The organism is Mycobacterium sp. 1164966.3, assembly GCF_001665395.1.
GTDB lineage: Bacteria > Actinomycetota > Actinomycetes > Mycobacteriales > Mycobacteriaceae > Mycobacterium.
On record NZ_LZSG01000049.1, the window covers coordinates 56,329 to 82,463 of the forward strand.

General features: G+C 66.4%; 24 protein-coding genes. 16 read left to right on the forward strand and 8 right to left on the reverse strand.

Features of this window, described 5'->3' with window-relative positions; all coding sequences use genetic code 11:
- The first annotated feature begins 43 nt into the window (after window positions 1–43).
- The 5 genes from secD to A9W99_RS19150 all read left to right on the forward strand — a co-directional run bounded on the left by secD (window position 44) and on the right by A9W99_RS19150 (window position 8,086).
- Window positions 44–1,846 (forward strand): protein translocase subunit SecD, encoded by a 1,803-nt coding sequence (gene secD / locus A9W99_RS19130; RefSeq protein WP_067381642.1) that lies wholly within the window; start codon window positions 44–46, stop codon window positions 1,844–1,846.
- Window positions 1,847–1,849: 3 nt separating this feature from the next.
- On the forward strand, window positions 1,850–3,343 hold the full coding sequence (secF, locus tag A9W99_RS19135) for a protein translocase subunit SecF (RefSeq protein WP_253870063.1): 1,494 nt from the start codon (window positions 1,850–1,852) through the stop codon (window positions 3,341–3,343).
- Between the two features lie 15 nt (window positions 3,344–3,358).
- Window positions 3,359–4,999 (forward strand): ABC transporter substrate-binding protein, encoded by a 1,641-nt coding sequence (locus A9W99_RS19140; RefSeq protein WP_067381808.1) that lies wholly within the window; start codon window positions 3,359–3,361, stop codon window positions 4,997–4,999.
- Window positions 4,981–5,532 carry an adenine phosphoribosyltransferase gene (locus A9W99_RS19145; protein WP_082930099.1) on the forward strand — a complete coding sequence of 184 codons (552 nt, stop codon included), beginning with the start codon at window positions 4,981–4,983 and terminating at the stop codon, window positions 5,530–5,532. The genes A9W99_RS19140 and A9W99_RS19145 overlap by 19 nt, the downstream gene beginning before the upstream one ends.
- Window positions 5,533–5,686: 154 nt before the next feature.
- Window positions 5,687–8,086 (forward strand): bifunctional (p)ppGpp synthetase/guanosine-3',5'-bis(diphosphate) 3'-pyrophosphohydrolase, encoded by a 2,400-nt coding sequence (locus A9W99_RS19150; protein ID WP_067381645.1) that lies wholly within the window; start codon window positions 5,687–5,689, stop codon window positions 8,084–8,086.
- A 114-nt stretch (window positions 8,087–8,200) separates the two neighbouring features.
- Here A9W99_RS19150 and A9W99_RS19155 read toward each other — a convergent pair whose 3' ends face one another.
- Both A9W99_RS19155 and A9W99_RS19160 read right to left on the reverse strand, forming a co-directional pair.
- Window positions 8,201–9,901, reverse strand: a complete 1,701-nt coding sequence (locus tag A9W99_RS19155) for a protein kinase (RefSeq protein ID WP_067381648.1) — start codon at window positions 9,899–9,901, stop codon at window positions 8,201–8,203.
- 65 nt (window positions 9,902–9,966) lie between these two features.
- Window positions 9,967–10,839, reverse strand: a complete 873-nt coding sequence (locus A9W99_RS19160) for a peptidylprolyl isomerase (protein WP_067381652.1) — start codon at window positions 10,837–10,839, stop codon at window positions 9,967–9,969.
- A 64-nt stretch (window positions 10,840–10,903) separates the two neighbouring features.
- Here A9W99_RS19160 and A9W99_RS19165 point away from each other — a divergent pair, with 64 nt between their 5' ends.
- The 3 genes from A9W99_RS19165 (at window position 10,904) to A9W99_RS19175 (ending at window position 13,579) form a co-directional block, all read left to right on the forward strand.
- Window positions 10,904–11,572: an MBL fold metallo-hydrolase gene (locus tag A9W99_RS19165; protein WP_067381655.1), complete on the forward strand. Its 669-nt coding sequence runs from the start codon at window positions 10,904–10,906 to the stop codon at window positions 11,570–11,572.
- Window positions 11,573–11,575: 3 nt separating this feature from the next.
- On the forward strand, window positions 11,576–12,841 hold the full coding sequence (gene hisS, locus A9W99_RS19170; protein ID WP_067381657.1) for a histidine--tRNA ligase: 1,266 nt from the start codon (window positions 11,576–11,578) through the stop codon (window positions 12,839–12,841).
- Between the two features lie 84 nt (window positions 12,842–12,925).
- A complete protein-coding gene (locus A9W99_RS19175) occupies window positions 12,926–13,579 on the forward strand; it encodes a hypothetical protein (RefSeq protein ID WP_156623186.1) in 654 nt (217 codons plus the stop codon).
- A 45-nt stretch (window positions 13,580–13,624) separates the two neighbouring features.
- Here A9W99_RS19175 and A9W99_RS19180 read toward each other — a convergent pair whose 3' ends face one another.
- On the reverse strand, window positions 13,625–14,062 hold the full coding sequence (locus A9W99_RS19180) for a VOC family protein (protein ID WP_067381663.1): 438 nt from the start codon (window positions 14,060–14,062) through the stop codon (window positions 13,625–13,627).
- A gap of 272 nt (window positions 14,063–14,334) precedes the next feature.
- Between A9W99_RS19180 and A9W99_RS19185 the strand changes: the two genes are divergently transcribed.
- Window positions 14,335–15,705 carry an HNH endonuclease signature motif containing protein gene (locus tag A9W99_RS19185; protein WP_067381674.1) on the forward strand — a complete coding sequence of 457 codons (1,371 nt, stop codon included), beginning with the start codon at window positions 14,335–14,337 and terminating at the stop codon, window positions 15,703–15,705.
- Between the two features lie 25 nt (window positions 15,706–15,730).
- Here A9W99_RS19185 and A9W99_RS19190 read toward each other — a convergent pair whose 3' ends face one another.
- The gene (locus tag A9W99_RS19190) at window positions 15,731–16,489 is read right to left on the reverse strand and encodes an alpha/beta fold hydrolase (protein WP_067381677.1); all 759 of its coding nucleotides are present in this window, start codon (window positions 16,487–16,489) and stop codon (window positions 15,731–15,733) included.
- A gap of 62 nt (window positions 16,490–16,551) precedes the next feature.
- Between A9W99_RS19190 and A9W99_RS19195 the strand changes: the two genes are divergently transcribed.
- Both A9W99_RS19195 and A9W99_RS19200 read left to right on the forward strand, forming a co-directional pair.
- Window positions 16,552–17,580: an Rv2578c family radical SAM protein gene (locus tag A9W99_RS19195; protein ID WP_067381680.1), complete on the forward strand. Its 1,029-nt coding sequence runs from the start codon at window positions 16,552–16,554 to the stop codon at window positions 17,578–17,580.
- A 105-nt stretch (window positions 17,581–17,685) separates the two neighbouring features.
- Window positions 17,686–18,132, forward strand: coding sequence for a hypothetical protein (locus tag A9W99_RS19200; RefSeq protein ID WP_067381683.1), 447 nt, complete (start codon window positions 17,686–17,688; stop codon window positions 18,130–18,132).
- Between the two features lie 15 nt (window positions 18,133–18,147).
- Here the strand turns inward: A9W99_RS19200 and A9W99_RS19205 are convergent, their stop codons facing one another.
- The gene (locus A9W99_RS19205) at window positions 18,148–18,654 is read right to left on the reverse strand and encodes a helix-turn-helix domain-containing protein (RefSeq protein WP_067381686.1); all 507 of its coding nucleotides are present in this window, start codon (window positions 18,652–18,654) and stop codon (window positions 18,148–18,150) included.
- A gap of 79 nt (window positions 18,655–18,733) precedes the next feature.
- On the opposite strand from A9W99_RS19205, the gene A9W99_RS19210 reads away from it, so the two are divergent.
- Together A9W99_RS19210 and A9W99_RS19215 are read left to right on the forward strand one after the other, a co-directional pair.
- On the forward strand, window positions 18,734–19,519 hold the full coding sequence (locus A9W99_RS19210; protein WP_067381689.1) for an aldolase: 786 nt from the start codon (window positions 18,734–18,736) through the stop codon (window positions 19,517–19,519).
- Window positions 19,520–19,534: 15 nt separating this feature from the next.
- Entirely contained in the window at window positions 19,535–20,410 is an 876-nt protein-coding gene (locus A9W99_RS19215) for a dihydrodipicolinate synthase family protein (RefSeq protein WP_067381692.1), read from the forward strand.
- Between the two features lie 3 nt (window positions 20,411–20,413).
- On the opposite strand, the gene A9W99_RS19220 is transcribed toward A9W99_RS19215, so the two are convergent.
- From A9W99_RS19220 to A9W99_RS19230, 3 genes are read right to left on the reverse strand one after another with little or no spacing between them, the layout of a single operon-like run.
- Window positions 20,414–21,298, reverse strand: coding sequence for a neutral zinc metallopeptidase (locus tag A9W99_RS19220; RefSeq protein WP_067381695.1), 885 nt, complete (start codon window positions 21,296–21,298; stop codon window positions 20,414–20,416).
- A gap of 8 nt (window positions 21,299–21,306) precedes the next feature.
- Window positions 21,307–21,810: an SRPBCC family protein gene (locus A9W99_RS19225; protein WP_067381698.1), complete on the reverse strand. Its 504-nt coding sequence runs from the start codon at window positions 21,808–21,810 to the stop codon at window positions 21,307–21,309.
- A gap of 11 nt (window positions 21,811–21,821) precedes the next feature.
- Entirely contained in the window at window positions 21,822–22,709 is an 888-nt protein-coding gene (locus A9W99_RS19230) for an oxidoreductase (protein ID WP_216639743.1), read from the reverse strand.
- Window positions 22,710–22,772: 63 nt separating this feature from the next.
- Here A9W99_RS19230 and aspS point away from each other — a divergent pair, with 63 nt between their 5' ends.
- The 3 genes from aspS to A9W99_RS19245 all read left to right on the forward strand — a co-directional run bounded on the left by aspS (window position 22,773) and on the right by A9W99_RS19245 (window position 26,133).
- Window positions 22,773–24,548 (forward strand): aspartate--tRNA ligase, encoded by a 1,776-nt coding sequence (aspS, locus tag A9W99_RS19235; protein WP_067381703.1) that lies wholly within the window; start codon window positions 22,773–22,775, stop codon window positions 24,546–24,548.
- On the forward strand, window positions 24,545–24,967 hold the full coding sequence (locus A9W99_RS19240; protein ID WP_067381705.1) for a nitroreductase family deazaflavin-dependent oxidoreductase: 423 nt from the start codon (window positions 24,545–24,547) through the stop codon (window positions 24,965–24,967). The genes aspS and A9W99_RS19240 overlap by 4 nt, the downstream gene beginning before the upstream one ends.
- Before the next feature lie 101 nt (window positions 24,968–25,068).
- A complete protein-coding gene (locus A9W99_RS19245) occupies window positions 25,069–26,133 on the forward strand; it encodes an aromatic acid exporter family protein (protein ID WP_067381715.1) in 1,065 nt (354 codons plus the stop codon).
- Window positions 26,134–26,135 lie beyond the last annotated feature (2 nt).

Consider the following 26,135-nt stretch of genomic DNA (forward strand, 5'->3'; position numbering starts at 1 on the left):
TCTGTCGTGGGCAGCAACCGATTCGCAAGGAGATTCAAGGAACGTGGCATCGTCTTCGGCGCCGGTGCACCCTGCCCGCTACCTGTCGGTGTTCCTGATCATGCTCGTTTTGGTCTACCTGCTGGTGTTCCTCACCGGCGACAAGAAGGCCGCCCCCAAGCTCGGCATCGACCTGCAGGGCGGCACCCGCGTCACACTGACCGCGCGCACGCCGGACGGCTCCCGCCCCAGCCGTGAGTCGCTGGCTCAGGCGCAGCAGATCATCAGTGCGCGGGTCAACGGGCTCGGCGTCTCCGGTTCCGAGGTCGTCGTCGACGGCGACAACCTGATCATCACGGTGCCCGGCACCAACGGCAACGAGGCCCGCAACCTGGGGCAGACCGCGCGCCTGTACATCCGGCCGGTTACCCAGGCGGTTCCGGTGCAGCCCAAGGAACCCCCCAAGCCGAAACCACCCGCGGCGCCCGGTGGCCAGCCACCGCCGGGCGAGCAGCCCCCGCCTGGGCAACCCGGTGGCCAACCCGCGCCGACGGGTGGTGCCCCTGCACCGGCGCCGGCGCCGCAACCGCGGCCCTATCCGCAAGACCCCACGCCGCCGCCCAGCCCGAACCCAGCACCCGCACCGAGCCCCGCCCCGGCACCCGCCGGTGGGGCACCCGCGTCGGCGGAGCCGCCACCGGGGCAGGCGCCGCCGGGTGAAGCGCCCGCGCCGCCCGATCCCCGCAAGGAGCTGGCCGAGCGCATCCAGCAGATGAAGGAATTCAGGCAGAGCAGCAACCCGTACATACAGATGGTCGCCATGCGGTACGTGGCCGCCCACTGCGGCAATGACGACATCCTGGCCGGCAATGACGATCCGAAGCTGCCGCTGGTGACGTGTTCGACCGACCACAAGCAGGTGTATCTGCTGGCCCCGTCGATCATCAGCGGCGACCAGATCCAGGATGCGAGCTCGGGAATGAACCAGCGCGGCCTGGGCTACGTCGTCGATCTGCAGTTCAAGCCCGCCGCAGCAGCCACCTGGGCAGACTTCACCACCAAGAACGTCGGCACCCAGACCGCGTTCACCCTGGACTCCCAGGTCGTCAGCGCTCCGGTGATCCAGGAGGCGATCCCCGGCGGGCGGACCCAGATCAACGGTGGTGATCCGCCGTTCACCGCCTCGACGGCGAAGCAACTGGCCAACGTGCTGAAATACGGGTCGCTGCCGCTGTCCTTCGAGGCATCGGAAGCCCAAACCGTCTCGGCCACACTGGGATTGACGTCGCTACGAGCGGGCCTGATCGCAGGTGGCATCGGTTTGATCCTGGTGCTGCTGTACTCCCTGCTGTACTACCGGGTGCTGGGTTTGCTCACGGCCCTGTCGCTGATCGCTTCCGGCGCAATGGTTTTCGCGATCCTGGTGCTGCTGGGCCGGTATATCAACTACACCCTGGACCTGGCCGGCATCGCGGGTCTGATCATCGGTATCGGTACCACCGCGGACTCCTTCGTCGTCTTCTTCGAGCGCATCAAAGACGAGATCCGCGAAGGCCGTTCGTTCCGATCGGCGGTTCCCCGGGGTTGGACGCGGGCCCGCAAGACGATCGTGTCGGGCAATGCCGTCACCTTCCTGGCGGCCGCGGTGCTGTACTTCCTGGCGATCGGAGAGGTGAAGGGATTCGCCTTCACGCTGGGTCTCACCACGATCCTCGACCTGGTGGTGGTTTTCCTGGTGACCTGGCCGCTGGTGTACCTGGCCTCCAAGTCGTCGACGCTGTCGAAACCGGCGTACAACGGCCTGGGCGCCGTGCAGCAAGTTGCCCGCGAGCGCCGGGCTTCCGGCCGATCGACCGAACGGGTGTGACGGATGGCAGCTGACCCGAACAAGAAAGCAACTGGCGCATCGCCGGAAGAGGCCACCCAGGAGGCTGCCAAACCAGCCGGGCAACCGGTCAAGAAACCGGCCGCGAAGAAACCCGCCGCGAAAAAAGCCGCCGCGAAAAAAGCCACCGCGACAAAAGCCACAACGAAGCCCGCCGACCCCGACCAGACCGTCGCGGCGGCCGAAATCACCGAATCCACCGCAGTCGTGCCCGCGTCGACTTCCGCCCCGGCAGCCACTCAGCCGCCCCACCACAGCCTGCTGTCGCGGCTGTACACCGGAACCGGCGCCTTCGAGGTGGTCGGGCGGCGCCGGCTGTGGTACGGGATCAGCGGCGCGATCGTCGCGATCGCCGTCGTCAGCATCTTGCTGCGCGGTTTCACGTTCGGGATCGATTTCAACGGCGGCACCAAGGTGTCAATGCCCATCGCAGGTGGGTCCGGCACGATCCGCACCGCTCAGGTCCAGGACGTCTTCCGGAAGACCATCGGCCGTGACGCCGAATCGGTCGTCATTGTCGGCAGCGGCTCCTCCGCGACCGTCCAGATCCGTTCCGAAACGCTGTCCAACGACCAGACGGCGAAGCTGAAAAACGCGCTGTTCGACGCCTTCCAGCCCAAGGGTGCCGACGGGAAGCCCAGCAAGCAGGCGATCAGCGACTCGGCCGTGTCGGAGACCTGGGGCGGTCAGATCACCAAGAAGGCGCTGTTCGCCCTGGTGGTGTTCCTGGCGCTGGTCAGCGTCTACATCACGGTGCGCTACGAGCGCTACATGGCGATCTCCGCGCTGACGACCATGCTCTTCGACCTGACCGTCACCGCCGGCGTGTACTCACTGGTGGGATTCGAGGTCAGCCCGGCCACTGTCATCGGCCTGCTGACAATCCTCGGCTTCTCGCTCTACGACACGGTCATCGTGTTCGACAAGGTCGAGGAGAACACCCACGGCTTCCAGCACACCACCCGGCGCACCTTCGCGGAGCAGGCCAACCTGGCGATCAACCAGACGTTCATGCGGTCCATCAACACCAGCCTGATCTCGGTGTTGCCGATCCTGGCTTTGATGGTGGTCGCGGTATGGCTGCTCGGCGTGGGCACGCTGAAGGACCTGGCGCTGGTGCAGCTGGTCGGCATCCTGGTGGGCACCTACTCGTCGATCTTCTTTGCCACCCCGCTGCTGGTCACCCTTCGTGAACGGACCGAACTGGTACGCACCCACAGCCGCCGGGTCGCCCGACGGCGCGGGCCCGGTTCGTCGACGGCAGGCTCGGAACCTCCGGACCACGCGGACACCGAGAAAGCGGAGCAGCAGACCAAATCCGCTGCAGATGACGACGCGGCGGAGGAGACCACCGAGATGGTCACGCAGCCCGCGGCCACCAAGGCGACGGCGTCGAACAAGCCGGCGCCGGGGGCGCGGCCGGTGCGGCCCACCGGCACCCGGCGTCCGACCGGCAAGCGAAACGCTGGCCGGCGTTAGGCAGGGCTAGTGGCGATGGCCGGTTACCGGTGGACACTCGTTGGTCTGACGGCGACGCTGACGGCAGCTTTCACGATGACCGCGTGTTCCGGCGGCGCCTCCGATCACATCGACTACGTGGTCGACGGCTCGCTGATCACCTATAACACCAACACCGTCGTCGGTGCGGCCACGGCAGGGGCACAGGCATTCGCCCGCACCCTCACCGGCTTCAGTTATCACGGCCCCGACGGGCAAGTCGTCGCCGACCACGACTTCGGCACCGTCTCGGTCGTGGGTGGCGCGCCGCTGGTGCTCGACTATCAGATCGCCGACAACGCCGTCTACTCCGATGGCAAGCCGGTGACCTGCGACGACCTGGTGCTGACCTGGGCGGCCCAATCCGGCAAGTTCCCCGCCTTCGAAGCCGCCACGGAGGCCGGCTACGTCGACATCGCCAACATCGAGTGCATTCCCGGGCAGAAGAAGGCCCGCGTGTCGTTCATCCCGGACCGCAGCGTCGTCGACTACGCCCAGCTGTTCACCGCGACCTCGATGATGCCGTCGCACATCATCGCCGACCAGCTGAAGATCGACGTGACGGCGGCGCTGCTGGGCAACAAAATTCAGCTGGTCAACGAGATCGCCAAGCTGTGGAACACCATCTGGGACCTCAAGCCCGGCCTCGACCTCAAGCGTTTCCCGTCGTCGGGCCCGTACAAGATCGAATCCGTCCCGGACGCCGGCACGGTGGTGCTGACGGCCAACGACCGCTGGTGGGGACCCAAAGCGGTCACCAAGCGGATCACCGTGCGGTCGCAGGGAGCCGACATCCAGGACCGGGTCAACCACCGGAATGTGGACGTGGTCGACGTCGCGGCCGGTTCGTCGGGATCGCTGGCCACCCCGGACAACTACGAGCGCAGCGATTCGCCCTCGGCCGGCATTGAGCAGCTGATCTTCGCGCTGCAGGGACCGCTTGCGCTGGCTCGTGAGCGCCGCGCGCTGGCCCTGTGCACGCCGCGCGACGTGATCGCCAGGGACGCCGGGGTGCCGATCGCCAACTCGCGCCTGGCCCCGGTTTCCGACGACGCCATCGGCCAGGCCGACGGCACCGCGCAGGCCGGCCAATTCAGCAAGGCGGATCCGGTTGCGGCTCGCAATGCGCTCAATGGCGCGCCGCTGACCGTGCGGATCGGCTATCAGGGGCCCAACGCGCGATTGGCGGCGTCCGTCGGCGCGATCGTCAAGTCGTGTGCCGCCGCCGGCATCACCGTGACCGGGGTCACCGTCGACTCGCCGGGCCCGCGGGCCCTGCGGGACGGGAAGGTCGACGTGCTGCTGGCCAGCACCGGCGGAGCCACCGGCAGCGGATCCAGCGGATCTTCGGCGATCGACGCCTACACCCTGCACAGCGGCAACGGCAACAACCTGTCCGGCTATGCCAACCCCCAGATCGACGGCAATATCAACGCGCTGGCGGTGTCCGCCGACCCGGCCGAGCGGGTCAGGCTGCTGACCGAGAGCGCGCCGATCCTGTGGGGCGACATGCCGACGTTGCCGCTGTACCGCCAGCAGCGCACGCTGTTGATGTCGAAGAAGATGTATGCGGTGAGCAAGAATCCGACCCGCTGGGGTGCGGGCTGGAACATGGACAGATGGGCCCTGATGCAGTGACGAGCGGCAGCGATCCGGTGGCGCAGGTGATCGCCTCGCTGACCCGCGACGTCGCCGACTTTCCGCAGCCCGGCGTGCAGTTCAAGGACCTCACCCCGCTATTCGTCGACCGCGACGGCATGGCTGCGGTAATTGACGCGCTGGCCGCCATCGCCGCGGAAGCTGACTTGGTCGCCGGCATCGAATCCCGCGGATCACTGGTGGCGGCGGCCACCGCCGCCCGGCTCGGCACCGGCATACTTTCCATCCGCAAGAGCGGCAAGCTACCGCCGCCGGTGCTCAGCGAGCACTACACCAGGGAGTACGGCGACGCCGCGATGGAGATCCCTGCTGACGGCCTCGACCTGCAGGGCCGCACCATCGTGATCATCGACGACGTGTTGGCTACCGGCGGCACATTGGGCGCGGCGCGGCGCTTGCTCGAGCGCATCGGGGTGAACGTGCTCGGGGCCGCGGTGCTCGTCGAACTTTCGGCGCTGGGTGGCCGGGACGTACTCGCGCCCATGCGCGTGCACAGCTTGAGCATCGCCTAGGCAGCGTGTCTGACCGTCACCGCCGAGATCGACGCTGGCGCGGCATCTACTCGGACTTTTCAACGCTGCCGTCGATCTCGGATACTCGAGTGGCGCGGGGGCATGAGGTTCAGCGATATCCTCGAAGGGCGAAGCGACTTTCGGAGGGTTTGACGTGGCGGACGATCAGAGCACGGCACAAGCCGTTGCTGCGCCGCCCGCGGAACCTGCCGACGAAGCGGTTGTGGAGCCCGTCACCGAAACGCCCGAAACACCCGAAACGCCCGAGCCGCCGGTAGAGACGCTTAAAACCACCAGCAGCGCGTCGCGGCGCGTACGGGCCCGGCTCGCCCGGCGGATGACGGCCCGCAGCGGCGCCATCAACCCCGTCCTCGAGCCGCTGGTGGCGGTGCACCGGGAGATCTACCCCAAGGCCAACCTGTCGCTGCTGCAGCGGGCCTTCGAGGTCGCCGACCAGCGGCACGCCACCCAGTTGCGCCATTCCGGCGATCCCTACATCACCCACCCCCTGGCCGTCGCCAACATCCTTGCCGAGTTGGGCATGGACACCACCACACTGGTTGCCGCGCTGCTGCACGACACCGTCGAGGACACCGGGTACACGCTCGAGGCTTTGAGCGAGGAATTCGGCGAAGAGGTGGGCCATCTCGTCGACGGCGTGACCAAGCTGGATCGCGTCGTGCTGGGCAGCGCCGCCGAGGGTGAGACCATCCGCAAGATGATCACCGCGATGGCCCGCGATCCGCGGGTGCTGGTGATCAAGGTGGCCGACCGGCTGCACAACATGCGCACCATGCGCTTCCTGCCGCCGGAGAAGCAGGCACGTAAGGCCCGCGAAACTCTGGAAGTCATTGCGCCCCTGGCCCATCGCCTGGGTATGGCCAGCGTCAAGTGGGAGCTGGAGGATCTCTCGTTCGCGATCCTGCATCCCAAGAAGTACGAGGAGATCGTGCGGCTGGTCGCCGGGCGCGCCCCGTCCCGCGACACCTACCTGGCCAAGGTGCGCACCGAGATCGTCAACACCCTCAATGCCTCGAAAATCAAGGCGACGGTGGAGGGGCGGCCGAAGCACTACTGGTCGATCTATCAGAAGATGATCGTCAAGGGCCGCGACTTCGACGACATCCACGACCTGGTCGGCATCCGTATTCTGTGCGACGAGATCCGGGACTGTTATGCCGCTGTGGGCGTGGTGCATTCGCTGTGGCAACCGATGGCCGGACGGTTCAAGGACTACATCGCCCAGCCTCGATACGGGGTCTACCAGTCGCTGCACACCACGGTCGTCGGGCCGGAGGGCAAACCGCTGGAGGTGCAGATCCGTACCCGCGACATGCACCGCACCGCCGAATACGGTATCGCCGCGCACTGGCGCTACAAGGAAGCCAAGGGCCGCAACGGCGTTCCGCATCCGCATGCCGCCGCCGAGATCGACGACATGGCCTGGATGCGTCAGCTGCTCGACTGGCAGCGGGAGGCCGCAGACCCTGGCGAGTTCCTGGAGTCGTTGCGTTACGACCTTGCGGTGCAAGAGATTTTCGTGTTCACCCCCAAGGGTGACGTCATCACACTGCCCAACGGGTCCACACCGGTGGACTTCGCCTACGCCGTGCACACCGAGGTCGGCCACCGCTGCATCGGCGCCAGGGTCAACGGTCGGCTGGTGGCCCTGGAACGCAAGCTGGAAAACGGGGAAGTCGTAGAGGTTTTCACGTCCAAGGCACCCAACGCCGGGCCGTCGCGGGACTGGCAGCAGTTCGTGGTGTCGCCGCGGGCCAAGACGAAGATCCGGCAGTGGTTCGCCAAGGAGCGGCGCGAGGAGGCGCTGGAGGCCGGCAAGGAAGTCATGGCCCGCGAGGTACGCCGCGGCGGACTTCCGTTGCAGCGCTTGGTTAATGCCGAATCCATGGGAGCTGTCGCCCGGGAGCTGCACTACACCGACGTGTCGGCGCTTTACACCGCGATAGGCGAAGGGCACGTGTCGGCGCGCCATGTCGCGCAGCGCCTGCTGGCCGAGCTCGGCGGTATCGACCAGGCCGAAGAGGAACTGGCCGAAAGGTCCACGCCGGCAACCATGCTGCGCCGCCCGCGCAGCAACGAGGACGTGGGTGTTTCGGTGCCCGGTGCGCCCGGCGTGCTGACCAAGCTGGCCAAGTGCTGCACACCGGTGCCCGGCGACCAGATCATGGGGTTCGTCACCCGCGGCGGCGGCGTCAGCGTGCACCGCACCGACTGCACCAACGCCGCGTCGTTGCAGCAGCAGGCCGAGCGGATCATCGAGGTGCTGTGGGCGCCGTCGCCGTCGTCGGTGTTTCTGGTGGCGATTCAGGTGGAGGCACTGGACCGGCACCGCCTGCTCTCGGACGTGACCCGCGTGCTGGCCGACGAGAAGGTAAACATCCTGTCCGCCTCCGTGACTACTTCCGGTGACCGGGTGGCGATCAGCCGGTTCACCTTCGAGATGGGTGACCCGAAGCATCTCGGGCACCTGCTCAACGTCGTCCGGAACGTGGAAGGCGTCTACGACGTCTACCGGGTCACGTCGGCGGCCTAGCGTCTTGGCTTGGCTTTGCGCCGACTCTGCGCTGACGGCGCCGAAACTGCGCTCAGAGCGCCGTATCGGCGCTTAGGCTAGCCCTCAACGCAGGCTCGATCCGCCGGTCGGTCGTCATTCCATGCGCACCGACTTGATCGTTACCGGCGTGACCGCGACTCCGTCCTCACGGCCTCCGACAACGCCGGCCTTGGCGACGTTGTCGATGGTCGTCAGGCCCGTCGGGTCGATCCTGCCGAAAACCGTGTACTGCGGAGGCAGCTGGGAGTCGCGATACACCAGGAGGAACTGGCTGCCGTTGGTGTTCGGCTCGGTGTTCCAGATGGCCAGCGTCCCGCGCGGGTACAGCACCGGCTGGTGTAGCGCCGGATCGCCGGATTCGTACTGGTTGGTGGGGTATTCGTCGTTGAAGTGGTAGCCGGGGCCGCCGGTGCCGTCGCTGTTAGGGGCACCGCATTGGAGGGTGCCCAGCGTAGACGAATTGGTCAGCCGGAGGCATTTCGTGCCGTCGTAGAAACCTTGCTGCGCCAGGCTGATGAAGCTGTTCACCGTGCACGGTGACTTGCCGTTGTCGAGGCTCAAGCTGATGTCACCCTGGTCGGTCACCATGTTGACGTTGACCTCGACCGGGGTGGTGGGCACCTTGCCTGATCGCGGCGGCTTGGCTGGCTTGCTGTCCGGGCTAGGCGCCGGCGGGTACTGGCAGTTGGCACCCAGATCACTGGGGGGGTTGAACGGCGGCAACGGCGGCACGCGCGACGCCGGCGCGGCTGAAGCTGCGGTCGTTGTCGTCGATCCCGTGGCGGGCGCGGCATTGTCGCTGTGCCTCGTGAGTCCGGCGACCAAAGCGACCACCGCAACCACCACCAGGCTCGGCCCGGCGACCAGGCCGGTGATCAGCAGCGCGGACCTTCGCTTCGCTGCGGCGGCCGAAACGGGCTTCGGCGGGGTGTGCTGGTCAAGTGTTCGCGGTGCCGGCCCGCTGGGCATGCCTGCGCCGTCCAGTGCCGCTCTTGCCGCGCGGGCGAGTTCCGGTGCGGTCTGGTACCGCTGAGCGGGGTTCTTGGCCATGCCCCGGGTGATCACCTGGTCGAACGCCGGCGGTATGCCCGGCGCCATGGGCGAAGGTCGGGGCGGCGCGGTGTCCAGGTGACCGCGGAGTTGCTCTTCGATGCTGCTGCCCGGGTAGGGACGGTGCCCGGTCAGGCACTCGTACAGCACGCAGGCCAGCGAATACACGTCGGCGCGCAGATCCGTGGTGCCCCAAAAGCGTTCGGGCGCCATGTAATCCATCGTCCCCATGGTCTCGCCGCTGTGCGTGAGCGAGGTGTCGGTTGCGGCGCGCGCGATCCCGAAGTCGATGAGATATACGAAATCGCGCGCATTGGCGACCAGGATGTTGGACGGTTTGACGTCGCGGTGCACCAGGCCCGCGCGGTGGGCGCTATCCAGTGCACCCGCTACCTGTTCAACCACCGCGACGGCCTGCGAAGGGCTTAGCCGCCCACCTTTCTCGGCAATGTAGGTGGCCAGATCGCGACCCTCGATCAACCGCATGTCGACGTAGAGTTGGCCGTCGATCTCGCCGTAACCATGGATGGGCACGATGTTCGGGTCGTTGAGACTTGCGGCCGTACGTGCCTCGCGCCGGAAGCGTTGCTGGAACTCGCGGTCCTCGGCCAGATGCTGGGGGAGCACCTTGAGAGCCACTACCCGGCCGGTGGTGGTGTCATAGGCGCGGAAGACCTGTCCCATACCGCCGCGGCCCAGCACTCCCTGCAATCGGTATCTCCCGAATGAGCCTGGCGTCGCCACTCAACGACCTTAAGCTGTCCGGCGCGGCGGGCCGGTGTGGCCCGCTGGGTCGTCAATAACTGCGTCTAGTCGAGCTTGACCGACTGGATGATCACCTCGGTGGCCGGCGCTCCGTCTTCACCGCCGTCGGCGACGCCGCCCTTGGCGATCTTGTCCAAGGTGGCCAGCCCGTCGTCTTGGATCTTTCCGAAGACGGTGTAGTCGGGCGGCAGCACCGAATCCCGGTACACCAAGAAGAACTGGCTGCCGTTGTCGTGCTGATCGCGGCTGTGGGCCATGGCCAGGGTGCCGCGCGGATAGAGCGCGGGCTGCTGCAACTTGGGGTCGTTGGGCGGATATTGGTTGGTCGGGTACTCGTTTTCGAACTGATAGCCCGGGCCGCCGGTGCCGTCGCCCTTCGGGTCGCCGCATTGCAGCACCGCCAGGGCGGGGGAGGTGGTCAGCCGGTGGCATTTGGTGCCGTCGAAGAAGCCCTGGCCGACCAGACTGGAGAAACTGTTGACAGTGCAAGGTGATTCGGAACTGAGCAGCAGTAGACCGATTTTGCCCTGATTGGTCACCATGCTGACGCTCGTAGGCGTGGCCTCGGTTGGCAGTTTGCCGGTCTTCGGAAGCTTGACCGGTTTCGGGGACTTGTCCTGCGAGGGCGGGTACTGACAGTTGGCGCCCAGGTCGGCCGGCGCCTTGTTCGACGGCAACGGCGGAGCCATCGGCTTGCTCGGCGCCGCGCTGGTGGTCGTCGTCGCGGCCGCAGTGTTTTTGTGGTCTTTCTTGTTGACCACCACGACGACGACTATCGCCGCGATCACGGCCACCGCGGCGACCGCGGCACCGATGATCGTCAGCTGGCGGCGCCTCTTGGCTTGCTTGGCACGGCGTTCCAGCTGCCGTTCGAGTTTGCGTTTGGCGGTCGCGCGTCGCTGTTGGTTCGTCGGCACGGCCGATATCTTTCCATGTAGGCCTGTTCCGTCGCCGGGGGCGGGGGATGGGAAACTGGAAAGCGTGTTGATCACCGGATTTCCTGCCGGGTGGCTGGCCTGCAACTGCTATGTGCTGGCTGAACGGCCGGGAACGGACGCCATCATCGTGGATCCCGGACAGCGGGCGATGGGCCAGTTGCGGCGCATTCTCGACGAGAACCGGCTCACCCCGGCCGCGGTGCTGCTGACGCACGGGCATATCGACCACATGTGGTCTGCCCAAAAGGTGTCCGACACGTTCGGCTGCCCCACCTACATTCATCCCGAGGACCGGTTCATGCTGAGCGACCCCATCTACGGCTTCGGCCCCAGGATGGCCCAGCTGGTCGCCGGCGCGTTCTTCAGTGAGCCCAAACAGGTCGTCGAGCTGGACCGCGACGGCGACAAGATCGACCTGGGCACGGTGTCCGTCAACGTCGACCACACCCCCGGGCACACGCGTGGATCGGTGTGCTTCCGGCTTCTGCAGGCGGCCGAGACCGGAGCAGACGTCGTGTTCTCCGGCGACACCTTGTTCGAGCGTTCCATCGGCCGCACCGACCTGTTCGGCGGCAGCGGCCGCGACCTCTACAACTCCATCGTCAAAAAACTGTTGGTGCTCGACGACCAGACCGTGGTACTACCCGGGCATGGCAACGCCACCACTATCGGCGCCGAGCGGCGCCTCAACCCCTTCCTCGAAGGCCTCTAGCCGGTGACGCAAGCTTTCTCGGCACCGAAGGGGGTACCGGACTACGTCCCGCCGGACTCGGCGCAGTTCGTCGCGGTGCGCGACGGCCTTCTGGATGCCGCAAGACGGGCCGGTTACGGCTACATCGAGCTGCCGATATTCGAGGACACCGCGCTGTTCGCCCGCGGCGTAGGCGAATCCACCGACGTGGTGTCCAAGGAGATGTACACCTTCGCCGACCGCGGCGACCGCTCGGTAACCCTGCGGCCGGAAGGCACCGCCGGGGTAGTGCGCGCGGTGATCGAGAACGGCCTCGACCGCGGCACACTGCCCGTCAAGCTGCGTTATTCGGGCCCGTTCTTCCGTTACGAGCGCCCGCAGGCCGGCCGCTACCGCCAGTTGCAGCAGGTCGGGGTCGAGGCGATCGGCGTCGACGACCCGGCACTGGACGCCGAGGTGATCGCCGTCGCCGACGACGGGTTTCGGTCGTTGGGCCTCGACGGGTTCCGGTTGGAGATCACCTCGCTGGGCGACGACACGTGCCGCCCGCAATACCGAGAGTTGTTGCAGGACTACTTGTTTGGGCTCGATCTCGACGAGGACACCCGGCGACGCGCAGAGCTCAACCCGCTGCGGGTGCTCGACGACAAGCGGCCCGAGGTGCGCGCGCTGACGGCCGATGCGCCGGTGCTGCTGGACCACCTCTCCGACGAGGCCAAGCAGCACTTCGACAGCGTGCTCGCCCACCTGGACGCTTTCGGGATCCCATACGTCATCAACCCGCGGATGGTGCGCGGCCTGGACTACTACACCAAAACCACCTTCGAATTCGTGCACGACGGCCTGGGTGCGCAATCCGGCATCGGCGGCGGCGGCCGCTACGACGGGCTGATGCGTCAGCTCGGCGGACAGGACTTGTCGGGCATCGGATTTGGCATCGGCGTCGATCGGACCGTGCTCGCCCTGCGCGCCGAAGGCAAGAGCGTGGGGGAGGTGTCCCGGTGCGACGTGTTCGCCGTGCCGTTGAGCGACGCGGCCAAACTGCGGCTGGCAGTGCTGGCTCGGGAGCTGCGGCGTTCCGGCGTCCGTGTCGACCTTGCGTATGGTGACCGTGGGCTCAAGGGCGCGATGCGCGCCGCCGACCGTTCAGGTGCCCGTATCGCGCTGGTCGCCGGCGACCGTGACCTCGAAGCCGGCACAGTCGGGGTGAAGGACCTTGCGACCGGCGACCAGGTGTCGGTGCCGTTGGATTCTGTTGTCGCCGAGGTGGTTTCGCGGCTGGGAAGCTAGGCGCGCCCGAATTCGCTTCTGGCACTTCGCACCGGGAATCCTCGGCGGGTGCTATCGAATATCCTGCCGTGCGATCATGACGGAATGGCGTTCCCATCACAGACACCTGGTCATTGGCGCCGGAAGAAGAAGATGGCAGCGCTGCGCGTTCTCATGGTTATCGCCCTGGTCTTTGCATTCAGCGTCGGGGTGAGCGTCACCTTCTATGGTCTAGAGCGTGAGAAGGGTGCCGCATCCAGCGTCGTGTGGGTAGGTCTGGCCATAACCTTGCTGAGCGTGCTGATTTCCGCCGGTTGGTGGATTAGAGCAATCGCGGGAGCCAAGAAAGACCGTGCACTACGAGAGGGTGGCACTGTTGAGCTGCTGACGGTCGCATCGTCTTATATTCCCGCGGAGGACGATTACTGGGAGCTGACCAGCGATATGCAGATCCGTCTGGACAGCGGCCCTACGTTGCGCGGATCCTATTGCGCGACCGTGGAGGACTGGCGGTTGCGCAAGCGGCGGCGCGCCTTTACCCCTGACGGGGTGGAAATCATCCGGCCGCGGCCCTCGGGTGGAATGCTTCCGCATTTCGACGAATGGTTTTGCGTCGGCGCGAGCATGCGGTGTCAATACAACCCGGCAAATCCCGACAAGGTGCTCGTGTTCCCCTTCGCCGAGCGGGGTGACAGGATTCGGTACAACGAATTCATTGGTGCCGGATCAGACTATGTCTGGTTCTTCTCGGCGACGTAAGGCAAACGTAGGCCCTGAAGGAATAAGAGACTTACCGATCGGCCGTCAGTTCTTTTTCAGCTCCTCGGCGAGCATCACGATGATGCCGCTGGGACCGCGGATATACGTGAGTTTGTAAACGTCCTCATACGTCGCCACGCCGCGAAGGGGAAGGCAGCCGTGCCTCGCGGCTATCTCAAGGGCTTTGTCGATGTTGTCGACTGAGAAGGCGACGCGGTGCATACCAATCACGTTGGGACTGGTGGGTTTCGACTCGATCGCTTCGGGGTGGATGTACTCGAACAGCTCGAGGCGACCGTGACCGTCTGGCGTCTGGAGCATCGCAATGTTGGCGTGGTTGCCATCAAGGCCAACGGCAGTGTCGGTCCATTCGCCGCTGACCGTGTCACGGCCGATGACCGTGAGACCGAGGTCGGTGAAGAAGGCGATCGTTGCTTCGAGGTCGCGAACGGCGATGCCGACGTTCTCAAGTTTGATGCCCATGCCTGGCATGCTATCGAGGCGGACAATCGTCTGGCAGCCATTTGCACCGCGGCTCGCCGTGAAGGCATTGGGAGACAACCACTTTCGGGACGAACCAATCGGACCCGGGAAGTGCCACGCCGCACCCGTTTTGAACCAGCGGTGCTGCTGAATTCGCTCTTGTTCCTTGGTTTCAGTAGTCCTAGGCAGGATTTAGTCCACAGTCGCGTGTTTATCCACAAGCGGTGGTCTGTGCGGTGGTTGCTGTCACCGGTACGGCATAGGATTCGAACATGTTTTCGAGTAGCCGGGAGGAGATCGCTGAGGCGTTCGACGCGCTGCACGCCGCCCGGGCCCGGGTCAACGGCTTGTCGTTCGACGCGCTGAGCACCCCCGAACGGCTGGCGTATTTGGAGCACCTTGAACGCGATGCGCGCCGAACCCCGGTGCCCGCGCAAGCGTTGATCAATCAGATCGCCGAGCAGGCCGATGAGAAAACCCTGGGCGGGCGCCTGCCGGCCGTACTGGCCGCCCGGCTACACATCAGCCGCCCCGAAGCGCGCCGCCGGGTCAGCGAGGCCGCCGATTTGGGTCCACGGCGAGCCCTGACCGGCGAAGTGTTGCCCCCGCTGCTGACTGCCACCGCCACCGCGCAACGCGACGGGCGCATCGGAGCCGAGCACGTCAAAATCATCCGCGGCTTCTTGCACCGCCTGCCCAGTTTTGTGGATCAGCCCACCCGCGAACACGTGCACGCCGATTTGGCCGACAAAGCCACCCAATTCGGGCCCGAAGACCTAGCCCAGCTCGCCGCGCACGCCATGGACTGCATCCATCCCGACGGCGACTACACCGACGCCGACCGCGCCCGGCGGCGCGGACTGACCCTGGGCAGCCAACGCCCCGACGGCATGTCGCGGCTCAGCGGCGATGTGACCCCCGAATTGCGCGCCACACTCGAGGCGGTGTGGGCCAAACTGGCGGCCCCCGGCATGTGCAACCCCGACGAGCAGACACCGATTGTGGACGGCCCCCTCCCCGAGCAGACCGCCCGGCGCGATCGGCGCTCACCAGCCCAACGCCAGCACGACGCACTCAACGCCGCCCTACACGCGCTGCTGGCCTCGGGCAACCTGGGCCAACACAACGGCCTACCCGCCTGCATCGTGGTCACGGCCAGCCTCACCGACCTCGAAGCTGCCGCCGGCACCGGACTCACCGGCGGCGGCACCATCCTGCCGATGTCCGACGTGATCCGCCTGGCCCGCCACGCCCACCACTACCTGGCCATCTTCGACCACGGTAAAGCCTTGGCGCTCTATCACACCAAACGCCTGGCCTCACCGGCACAACGCATCGTGCTCTACGCCCGCGACCGCGGCTGCACGCGGCCCGGCTGCACCGTCTGGGGCTACCACTGCGAAGTCCACCACACCAAAGACTGGGCCACTACACACTGCACCGACGTCAACAAACTCACCTTCGCCTGCGGAGCCGACCATCCCCTAGTCGAACCCGGCGGCTACACCACCCACACCCGCCACGACGGCCAAACCGAATGGATCCCACCGGCTCACCTCGACCACGGACAACCCCGCACCAACCCCTACCACCACCCCGAAAGAATGCTGCGCACCGAAAACGAGGACGAAGACGACCCGTGACGTTCGCGGTAGTGCCTACGCGCGGCTAGGCGTACTGGCGGCAGCGCTCGACGAGGATCTGGGCTAGCCGTTCGGGCTCGCTGACCATCAGGCAGTGGCAGGTGTCCATCGGAATGAGGGTCTGTACACCTCCGAGCGCATCGATATATTGCCGCTGCATCTTCGCCGAGAGGGCACGATCCCGCAGCGTCAGGATCCAGGTGCGTGGAATGTCGTCGGGCATTCCTTGCCGCGACACCTTCTCCGCGAGCATCCGCGCGGATTCCGGGTGCACTTTGCCGGCCAGGAACCTGCGCCGCGCCTGGGTGACTCCGTTGAGGTAAGTGAATCTGATTCCGGCGGCAGGCGTTTGGCTTAATCCGCCCCGCTTTGCATTGCGGCGAGCGATCGGAGCCCACACTCCGGTCAGCGTGTCGACGAGCGACTTGCCCTCAGGCGGGACAAAAGCTGCCGCGAACACCATCTCGCGTACCTTCGACGATCCGAGCTTGCTGACTACGCCGGGAATCGTCAGCCCGGCCATCGAGTGACCGACAATGACCAGATCCTCCAGCCCGGCGTCCTCGATGTCGTCGACCACCGATATCACGAAGTCGGCGATGGTGACCGTCAACAGGTAAGCGGGCTTGTCGCGCCGCCCTGGCAGGTCGACCGCGAGCACTTTCAACTCCGGTTCCAGTCGCCGGATGGCGTCGATGGTGAGTTCCCACGAATCGGCGGCCAGGCCGCCGCCGTGCACCAGCACCAATGCGGGCAGCGGCCTCGAGTCGCCGGTCGCTCCCATGCAGGGACCCTAACCGCCGCATTGCCTTGACTCTATATCGAACTACTGTTCGAATAGAGGACATGCGCTGGTCTGGTCAGGCTGTCGCGGTCAACGGGACGCCCGTCGACGACGGAGCGCTGCCGGGGCTGCAGCGTATCGGCTTCGTCCGAAGCGTGCGCGTGCCGCATTTCGACGGCATCACTTTCCACGAAGTGCTGTGCAAGTCAGCGCTCAACAAGGTTCCGAATGCGGCGGCGCTGCCCTTTCGGTACACCGTCAACGGCTACCGCGGCTGCTCACACGGGTGCCGTTATTGTTTCGCCCGTCCCACCCACGAATACCTGGATTTCAACTGCGGCAACGACTTTGACACCCAAGTGGTGGTGAAGACCAACGTCGCCGAAGTGCTGCGCCGCGAACTGCACCGTCCGTCATGGCGCCACGAGACCGTCGCGCTGGGCACCAATACCGATCCTTACCAGCGCGCCGAGGGTCGCTACGTACTGATGCCCGGCATCATCGCCGCGCTCGCAGGGTCGGGTACGCCGTTGTCGATTTTGACCAAGGGCACCCTGCTGCGGCGCGACCTGCCGTTGATCGCCGAGTCCGCGCGCCACGTGCCGGTGTCGGTGGCGGTGTCGCTGGCGGTCGGCGACGCGGAACTGCACCGCGAAGTCGAGCCGGGAACCCCGACGCCGCAGGCGCGGCTGCGGCTGATCACCGCGATCCGCGACGCCGGTCTGGACTGTCACGTGATGGTCGCCCCGGTGCTGCCGTATCTGACCGACTCCACCGAGCACCTGGACTGGCTACTCGGCCAGATTGCCGAAGCCGGCGGCACCGGCGTCACGGTTTTCGGCCTGCATCTGCGTGGCTCGACGCGCGGCTGGTTCATGTCGTGGCTGGCCCGGGCGCATCCCGACATGGTCGAGAAGTACTGCGAGCTGTATCGGCGCGGGGCCTATCTGCCGCCGAGCTATCGCGACCTGCTCCGCAAGCGAGCCGCGCCGCTGGTCGCGAAGCATCGGCTGGGCGGCGACCAGCGCGCACCTTCCCCGGCGGCCGAAGCGGCGGTAATGCCGGAACCGCTGCAGCAGACACTGTTTTGACCGGCGAGCGTGCACGTTCGCACGTGTACACGCCGAAAAAGCCGGCAGTTTGCGCACCTTCGCGCCGGGAACGGCCCGGGTAACAGATCCAGTAGCGTTTTCGATATGACCAACGTGCAGAAAGTGACATACGGGGTTGCGGCGGCGATATTTGCGGCGGCTCTGGGAGTCGCCGGAGTTGCGTTCCCGCCGGGCACAGCGCATGCAGACGGCCACCAGGTGACCTACACCATCACCAGCACCGGCAATCTGACCGGCAACGTGCGGTACATGAACAGCGATCCGCCCAGCCAGGCGGCCTTCAACGCGAACTCGGCACAGTTCATGAACACAGTGCAGACGCCGTTCGCACCTGACCAGCCGCGCGTCTACACCGCAACGCTGGCGAACCCAAGCCAGTGGGCGTACGTCGCCGCCAGCGGCGGATGTCACTGGCCCGACTGCGGCTCCGGGGCCACTCCCGAACTCCACTGCGAGATCGCCGTCGACGGCCAGGTCGTCGTGACTCAGAGCGCCACCACGGGCGTCACCTGCTCGACGCGGCCTTGGTAGTCAACGGGGTAGCCCCTACCGGCACGCCACCACCAGCACTTCGGCGCGCTGCCCACCGACCCCACGGATCTTGTGGGGGAGCGACGCGTCGAAGTAGGCACTGTCCCCGGTGCCGAGCGTGATGGTCTGGTCGCCGTAGTCAAGCTCGACGGTCCCGGAGTGCACGAACACGAACTCTTGGCCCGGGTGGTCGGGATGCGGATCGTGTGCCGGGTCACCCGTCGGCCGAACTACGAACGGCGACATCGACTTTCCGAGCAGCGCCGATGCCAGCGCACGGTATCGCCCGCCGCCCGACCCGGCTCGGTCGACGGCGATCTTCTCCTCAGCGGCGTCATCGGAGAACAGCCGGCCGACGTCGACATCGAGCGCCCGCGCGACCTTCAGTGCGACGGCGATCGACGGTGTGCTCTGACCGCGTTCGATCTTGGACAGGTAGCTCTTGGTCAGCCCGGTCTGCGCGGCAAGCCCTTCCAACGTGAGGCCGCGTTGCCTTCGGACGGCGCGCAGCAGTGCTGTCACCGGCGGACCTCCCTCATGACACAAGGTTTCTTATAGTGCTACTATTGTGTCACATGTTCTGCGACGCCGGGGAGCCCTGATGGCAACCACTTTCACCGATTCGAAGTCCGACTTGATGCGCCGCGCGCAGGACCAGCTGAGCGCGCAGACCGCAGAATCGCAGCTGACCAAGCGGCAGAAGCTGGCGCTGACCTGCCGAGCGCTCTACGACGCTGGGCACGATTCCGGGCTGGCAGGCCAAATCACCGCCCGCGCCGAAGCCGACGGCACCTATTACACCCAGGCTTTGGGCCTCGGCTTCGACGAGATCACCGACGACAACCTGCTGCTGGTCGACGAGGACCTCAATGTACTAAGCGGAGACGGAATTCCCAACCCCGCCAATCGTTTTCACAGCTGGATCTATCGCGCGCGGCCCGACGTCCAGTGCATCGTGCACACCCACCCCTTCCACGTGGCGGCGTTGTCGATGCTGGAAGTGCCGTTGGTCGTCTCGCACATGGACACCACGCCGCTTTATGACGATTGCGCGTTCCTCGCGAAATGGCCCGGTGTCCCCGTCGGCAACGAGGAGGGGGAGATCATCAGCGCCGCGCTCGGCGACAAAAAGGCCGTCCTGCTGGCGCATCACGGCCAGGTGGTCGCCGGTGCCAGCATCGAAGAGGCCTGCTCGCTGGCGATTCTCATCGAGCGTGCCGCGAAATTGCAATTGGCCGCGATGGCCGCCGGGACCGTCAAAGAGCTGCCGGACGAACTGGCCCGGGAGGCCCACGACTGGACGCTGACGCCCGCGCGCAGCAAAGCCAATTTCGCGTACTACGCCCGCCGAGCTCTTCGCCACCACCCCGACGTTCTGACCAGCTGACAAAGGAGCCCGTCTGTGCCAGAGATCCACGGCATCATCGCCTACCCGGTGACCCCGTTCGCCGCCGACGACACTATCGACACCAAGCGGCTGTCGGCCCTCGTCGAGAAGCTCGTCGACTCCGGTGTTCACGCGATCGCTCCGCTCGGGAGCACCGGCGAACTGGCCTACCTGGAAGAACCCGAGTTCGACACCGTGGTCGACACGACCATCACGACCGTCGACGGTCGGCTGCCGGTCGTCGTCGGCGTCTCAGATGTGACCACCGCCAAGACAATTCGGCGGGCCCGGTATGCCCAACAGGCCGGCGCCGACGCGGTGATGGTGCTGCCGGTCTCCTACTGGAAGCTCACCGAACGTGAAGTCGTCCAGCACTACCGCAGCATCGGCGACGCCATCGGCATCCCGATCATGGCCTACAACAATCCCGCCACCAGTGGCGTCGATATGCGGCCCGAACTTCTGGTGAGCATGTTCGACACCATCGACAACGTCACCATGGTCAAGGAGTCCACCGGCGACCTGTCCCGGATGCAGCGCATCGCCGAACTCTCCGGCGGCAAGCTGCCCTTCTACAACGGCAGCAATCCACTGGTGCTCGACGCGCTGACGGCGGGTGCCTCCGGATGGTGCACGGCCGCGCCCAATCTGCGGCCCCAGCCGTGCATCGACCTGTACAACGCGGTACGCGCCGGCGATCTCGACAAGGCGCAGGCCATTTACGACGACCTCAAGCCGCTGCTGGAGTTCATCGTCGCGGGCGGACTGGCCACCACGGTGAAGGCCGGTCTGGATCTGCTCGGTTTCCCGGTGGGCGATCCGCGTGCCCCGCTGCTGCCGCTCGACGATCAGGGACGCGCCGAGTTGCAGGAGCTGCTGACGACCGCGTAGGGCCTACCCCAGGTCGGAGGCGCTGAATGTGTCGCAGTTCTTCGGCTGACCGGTCTGATACCCGACGGTGAACCAGTGCTGCCGCTGCTCGGATGAGCCGTGCGTCCAGGATTCGGGGTTGGTCCTGCCGTTGGTCTCCTGCTGGATACGGTCGTCGCCCACCGAAGCCGCCGCCGACAACGCGTCAGCGATGTCCTTGTCGCTCAATGGGTTCAGGTACGGAACACCGGTGCTCTCCTGCTTGGTGGTGGACGCGTAGTGCGCCCAGATCCCCGCGTAGCAGTCGGCCTGCAACTCGGTGCGCACGCCGTTGCCGCCGGCGCCCTGCGCGCCCTGCTGGGCGCGACCCAGGACGTGCAGCAGATTCTGCACATGATGGCCGTACTCGTGCGCCACCACATACTCCTGCGCGAAAGGCCCACCGCTGGAACCGAATCGGTCCACCAACACCTGGAAGAAGTCGGTGTCGAAGTATGCCGTCTGGTCCACCGGGCAGTAGAACGGCCCGACTTCACTGGTGGCCGCGCCGCAGCCGGTGTTCACCTGGCCGGTGAACAGGCGCACGTGCGGGCGGGTGTAGTTGCGCATCAGCTCATGCCACACCGCGTCCACCGAGTTGCCGGTGGCGACCACCCGGCACTGCACGTATTTGTTGGCGTCGGCGCCGGTTTTGCACTGACTCAGGTCGAAACCGGGCGCCGAGTAGTCGCTGGTATTCATTCCCTGCTGGTGCATCACCCGGCCGGGATCGACGCCGAGGAACATGGCCAGCAGCACGATTACCAACCCGCCCAGGCCGCCGCCGATGGCGACCATGCCGCCACCACCTCCGCCGCCGGAAGACGACGCGGTGCTGGTGTCGATCTGCATACCCTCGTTGAAGGTCATGGCACAGCCTAACGCGATCGCGTGGCGGAGAATCGGGCGTCGGTGTAAGAGCGCAGGTTGCGCAGAAACCGCCGTAGCGCCAGATTGAGCAGCGGCGCAGCCAAAAACATCGCCAGCCGCGCCGGGCCGGCCGGTTTCTGCGCCATGGTCCAGGTCAGCCGGCAGCCGTCGGGTATGACCTCGACCCGATAGTCCTCGGCGAACGCGGCGACCGAACTCGTCGAGCATTCGTTGAACCGGAATGCCATGTGGGTGAACGGTTCCCACGCCAGGAATTCTTCGTTGCCGACGATGCCGCCGCGCATCTCGACGATGCGCGTGGTCCCGACACCGCGCGGCTCGGGACTTGTCCAGGTCACTTTGGTGATCACGCTCGCCCAGCGGGGCCAGGACTCGGCGTCAGCCAGCACCTCGAACAGCTGCTGCGGGGTGATGGCGAGGTCGACACTGCTGCGGAACATGTAAGGCGCGTTGTCGGTGAAATTCAGGTCCACGCGCTCGCAGGGGAACATGAGTACTTAACCTAACCCGGGCCGTCGCTGGCGGCCGCCAGCAGTGGCACCACGACGTCGCTGATCGGCGTGGCCAGCCCGTGGGCGCGCGCCTTGCGGATGATCACCCCGTTACGGATGTCCCACTCCAGCCGTCGATGGCTTTCCCGGTCGGCCAGCATCGAGGTGCCCATGTCCTCGGGAACCTGACGGAACATCTCGACCATTTCATCGACCGAGTCCTCGGCCAGCCGTGCGCCCTCGGCCTGAGCGACGGCCAGGCATTCGGTGACGTAGCGGCGCGACAGGTCGGCGACGTCGTCGCGGCGGAACATGCCCGACCGCCGCCCGGACAACGCCATGAACCCCGCGAGCGCGTTGACCAGCAACTTGCGCCATGCCGCCGTGAGAAAGTCGGGGTCGCACTCCACGTGGCAGCCGGCACCGCGCAACAGTTCCGCAAGTTCGGCCGCCATGGGTCCGCTGGGCAGCACCAGCCTGGCTTCGCCGCGCAGCCGCACCCAGCCCTCGGGCTGGGTCTCAGCCGCGTACCACACGATCCCGGGCACCACCGGCGACGACGGACAGTGCGGCTGCACCTGCTCGACTTGTTCGACCCCGTTCTGCAGCACGGCGACGATGGTGTGCTCGCCGCACAGCCGCCTCAGCCAGCCGGCGGCGTCCTCGTTCTGGGTCGCCTTGACCGCGAGTATCAGCACATCGACAGGACCGTCCACCTCGCGTGGATCGGTGTGCACCGGGCCGGGCACCACGATCGCTTCCACGCCGTCGGGCCGCAGTTCGATGCTGTCGCGCGGCGTGTGACCGCAGACCACCACCGGATGCCCGGCCTTGTACAGCAACGCGGCGACCGTCGTGCCGACGGCGCCGGGGCCGACGAGTGCGATGTTGGTTGTGATGAGACAGAAATTACCTCCTCTAGACTGGTCACTCGTTCAATCCCGGCTTGAAGAGGAGTTTTTGTGTTGCGCAGCCACGCCGCTGGTTCGCTTCGGACTCACGACGTCGGGCAGCAGGTGACGTTGGCCGGCTGGGTGGCTCACCGCCGCGACCACGGCGGCGTCATCTTCATCGACCTGCGGGACGCGTCCGGCATCGCCCAGGTCGTGTTTCGCGCTTCCGACGTGCTGGCGCAGGCGCACCGGCTGCGCGCCGAGTTCTGCATCGCGGTGACCGGCGTGGTCGAGACCCGCCCAGAAGGCAACGCCAACCCCGAGCTGCCGACCGGCGAGATCGAGGTCAACGCGTCGGCGCTGGCGGTGCTGGGTGAGAGTGCGCCGCTGCCGTTCCAGCTGGACGAGCCCGCGGGCGAGGAGTTGCGGCTCAAGTACCGTTACCTCGACCTGCGCCGCGAGGGTCCGGCCGCGGCAATTCGGTTGCGCTCCAAGGTGAATGCCGCCGCGCGGGCAGTGCTGGCCCGACGGGAGTTCGTCGAGATCGAGACGCCGACGATCACCCGCTCGACGCCGGAGGGGGCGCGCGACTTCCTGGTCCCGGCCCGGCTGCGGCCCGGCACGTTCTACGCCCTGCCGCAGAGCCCGCAGCTGTTCAAGCAGTTGTTGATGGTGGCGGGGATGGAACGCTACTACCAGATCGCACGCTGTTACCGCGACGAGGATTTCCGCGCCGACCGCCAACCCGAGTTCACCCAGCTCGACCTGGAGATGAGCTTCGTCGACGCCGAAGACATCATCGCCGTCTCCGAAGAGATCCTGACCGCGCTGTGGGCGCTGATCGGCTATGAGATTCCCACGCCCATCCAGCGGATCACCTACGCCGAGGCGATGCGGAGGTTCGGCTCGGACAAGCCCGACATGCGGTTCGGGCTGGAGCTCGTCGAGTGCACAGAGTTCTTCTCCGACACCACGTTTCGCGTCTTCCAGGCGCCGTATGTCGGTGCGGTCGTGATGCCCGGCGGGGCGTCGCAGCCGCGGCGCACGCTGGACGGCTGGCAAGACTGGGCCAAGCAGCGCGGGCACCGCGGGCTGGCCTACGTCCTGGTCGGAGAGGACGGCATCCTGGGCGGGCCGGTGGCCAAGAACCTCAGCGACGCCGAGCGCGACGGCCTGGCCGCGCACGTCGGCGCCCAGCCCGGTGATTGCATCTTCTTCTCGGCGGGCCCGCCCAAGCCGTCGCGAGCCTTGCTGGGGGCGGCCCGCAGCGAGATCGCGGGCCGGCTCGGGCTGATCGACCCGGACGCCTGGGCGTTCGTGTGGGTGGTCGACCCGCCACTGTTCGAGCCCGCCGACGACGCGACCGCGGCGGGGGACGTGGCGGTGGGCTCCGGGGCGTGGACCGCGGTGCACCACGCCTTCACCGCGCCGAAGCCGGAGCACGAGGATGCGGTGGACGGCGATCCCGGCAGCGTGCTGGCCGATGCCTACGACATCGTGTGCAACGGCCACGAGATCGGTGGCGGCTCGATCCGTATCCACCGCCGTGACATCCAGGAGCGGGTGTTCGCGGTGATGGGCCTGGACAAGGCCGAGGCGGAGGAGAAGTTCGGTTTCCTGTTGGAAGCGTTCACCTTTGGCGCTCCGCCGCACGGCGGGATCGCGTTCGGCTGGGACCGCATCACGGCGCTGCTGGCCGGGATGGACTCGATTCGTGAGGTGATCGCGTTTCCCAAGACCGGCGGCGGCGTCGACCCGCTCACTGACGCGCCGGCACCGATCACGCCCCAGCAGCGCAAAGAGTCTGGAATAGATGCCAAGCCCAAACAGGTTGAGCAGGCATGAGCCAACCTGACACCGGAACGCTGAACGCGTTCAACAACAACATCATCGAGGAGTTCCGGGCCAACAACGGCAAGGTCGGCGGCCAATTCGTCAACGCCAACCTGTTGCTGCTCACAACGACCGGCGCCAAGTCCGGCCAAAAGCGAATTTCGCCGCTGGCTTATTTCCGCATCGATGGCAAGCTGATCATCATCGGGTCCTTCGCGGGCGCCGACGTCAATCCAGCTTGGGTGCACAACTTGCGGGCCAACCCGAGCGCGCACATAGAAGTCGGCTCGGATGGGTTCGACGTGACCGCCCGCGAACTGCCGTCCGACGAGCGTGACGAGCTCTTCGAAAAGGTCGCCGCGGCCGCCCCGGGCTTCGCCGAATACCAGTCGAAGACCAGCCGGGTGATCCCGCTCTTCGAGCTGTCTTAGGCCGTCGAATGTGGGCTCGCGGCACGTCTGGGCCGGGCGAAGCGTGACACAAGTCCACAGTCGCGGAGGCGCCGCGCGCCACGGTGGGGTAAGCAAGCCTGATGAGCACCTCGCGGCTGACGCTGTTTTCCAGGGCGGCTGAGGGCGGCAAGGCCGGCCTGCAACGAGTCCGCGGCGTGTGGTGGACCATCCTGCAGACGGCGGTGGCCGCAGGCCTGGCCTGGTACATCACCCACGATCTGCTCGGGCATCCGCAACCGTTCTTCGCCCCGATCGCTGCCGCGGTTTGTCTGTCGGCCAGCAATGTCTTACGTGCGCAACGCGCGATTCAGATGATGGTGGGAGTGGCGCTCGGTATCGGCATAGGCACCGTCGTGCAGAAGGTCATCGGGACCGGGGCCGTCCCGATCGCGGTCACCGCGCTGGTGGCGCTGTGCTTCGCGGTGCTGATCGGACAGGGTTTCATCGGGCAGGGACTGATGTTCGTCAACCAGACCACCGTGTCGGCGGTTTTGCTGCTGGCGTTGTATCGCAGCGGTGTCGGCGCCGAACGCATCTACGACGCGCTGATCGGTGGTGGGCTGGCCGTCGTCTTCGCCGTCCTGTTCTTTCCGGCCAACCCGCTGGTGGTGTTGGGTGGCGCGCGCACCGGGGTGCTGAACGCCTTGTACGACGTGCTGTGCCGCACCGCGGATTTCGCCGCCGGTCGCAAGAAAGCACCTTCTGACTGGCCATTGTCGGCGGTCGACCGCGTCCACGAGCAGCTCGGCAACCTCATCCAGGCCCGCAATACGGCCCGACAGGTGGTGCGGGCGGCGCCGCGCCGGTGGGGGATGCGCCAAGTCGTGTACGCCGCCGATCACCAGGCGCTGTATGCGGCCTTGCTCGCGGGCTCGGTGATGCAGCTTGCCCGCGCGGTCGCGCCCGCGCTGCACACCCCCGACTGGCTTCCGCAGCCGATGCCCGCGGTACTCGTCGACCTCGCGCAGGCGACATCGCTGGCGGACTCGGATCCGGTGAGGGCGAGCGCACACGTCGAGGCTGCGCGCGGACATGCCGCGGCGCTGCAGTCGAGCGCCGCCGAGAAAACAGAAGTGCTGCTGGCCGGCGTCGTGCAGTCCTGCGTGGACGACCTGCAACGAGTGATCGAGCTCAGACCAACGTGAGC

What these genes read in the sequence shown, in the direction of transcription:
- secF (WP_253870063.1), top strand. Translation starts at nt 1,850, where the DNA reads ATGGCAGCTGACCCGAACAAGAAAGCAACTGGCGCATCGCCGGAAGAG.
- A9W99_RS19140 (WP_067381808.1), top strand. Translation starts at nt 3,359, where the DNA reads ATGGCCGGTTACCGGTGGACACTCGTTGGTCTGACGGCGACGCTGACG.
- A9W99_RS19145 (WP_082930099.1), top strand. Translation starts at nt 4,981, where the DNA reads ATGGGCCCTGATGCAGTGACGAGCGGCAGCGATCCGGTGGCGCAGGTG.
- A9W99_RS19175 (WP_156623186.1), top strand. Translation starts at nt 12,926, where the DNA reads ATGGCGTTCCCATCACAGACACCTGGTCATTGGCGCCGGAAGAAGAAG.
- A9W99_RS19180 (WP_067381663.1), bottom strand. Translation starts at nt 14,062, where the DNA reads ATGGGCATCAAACTTGAGAACGTCGGCATCGCCGTTCGCGACCTCGAA.
- A9W99_RS19185 (WP_067381674.1), top strand. Translation starts at nt 14,335, where the DNA reads ATGTTTTCGAGTAGCCGGGAGGAGATCGCTGAGGCGTTCGACGCGCTG.
- A9W99_RS19190 (WP_067381677.1), bottom strand. Translation starts at nt 16,489, where the DNA reads ATGGGAGCGACCGGCGACTCGAGGCCGCTGCCCGCATTGGTGCTGGTG.
- A9W99_RS19195 (WP_067381680.1), top strand. Translation starts at nt 16,552, where the DNA reads ATGCGCTGGTCTGGTCAGGCTGTCGCGGTCAACGGGACGCCCGTCGAC.
- A9W99_RS19200 (WP_067381683.1), top strand. Translation starts at nt 17,686, where the DNA reads ATGACCAACGTGCAGAAAGTGACATACGGGGTTGCGGCGGCGATATTT.
- A9W99_RS19210 (WP_067381689.1), top strand. Translation starts at nt 18,734, where the DNA reads ATGGCAACCACTTTCACCGATTCGAAGTCCGACTTGATGCGCCGCGCG.
- A9W99_RS19220 (WP_067381695.1), bottom strand. Translation starts at nt 21,298, where the DNA reads ATGACCTTCAACGAGGGTATGCAGATCGACACCAGCACCGCGTCGTCT.
- A9W99_RS19225 (WP_067381698.1), bottom strand. Translation starts at nt 21,810, where the DNA reads ATGTTCCCCTGCGAGCGCGTGGACCTGAATTTCACCGACAACGCGCCT.
- A9W99_RS19240 (WP_067381705.1), top strand. Translation starts at nt 24,545, where the DNA reads ATGAGCCAACCTGACACCGGAACGCTGAACGCGTTCAACAACAACATC.
- A9W99_RS19245 (WP_067381715.1), top strand. Translation starts at nt 25,069, where the DNA reads ATGAGCACCTCGCGGCTGACGCTGTTTTCCAGGGCGGCTGAGGGCGGC.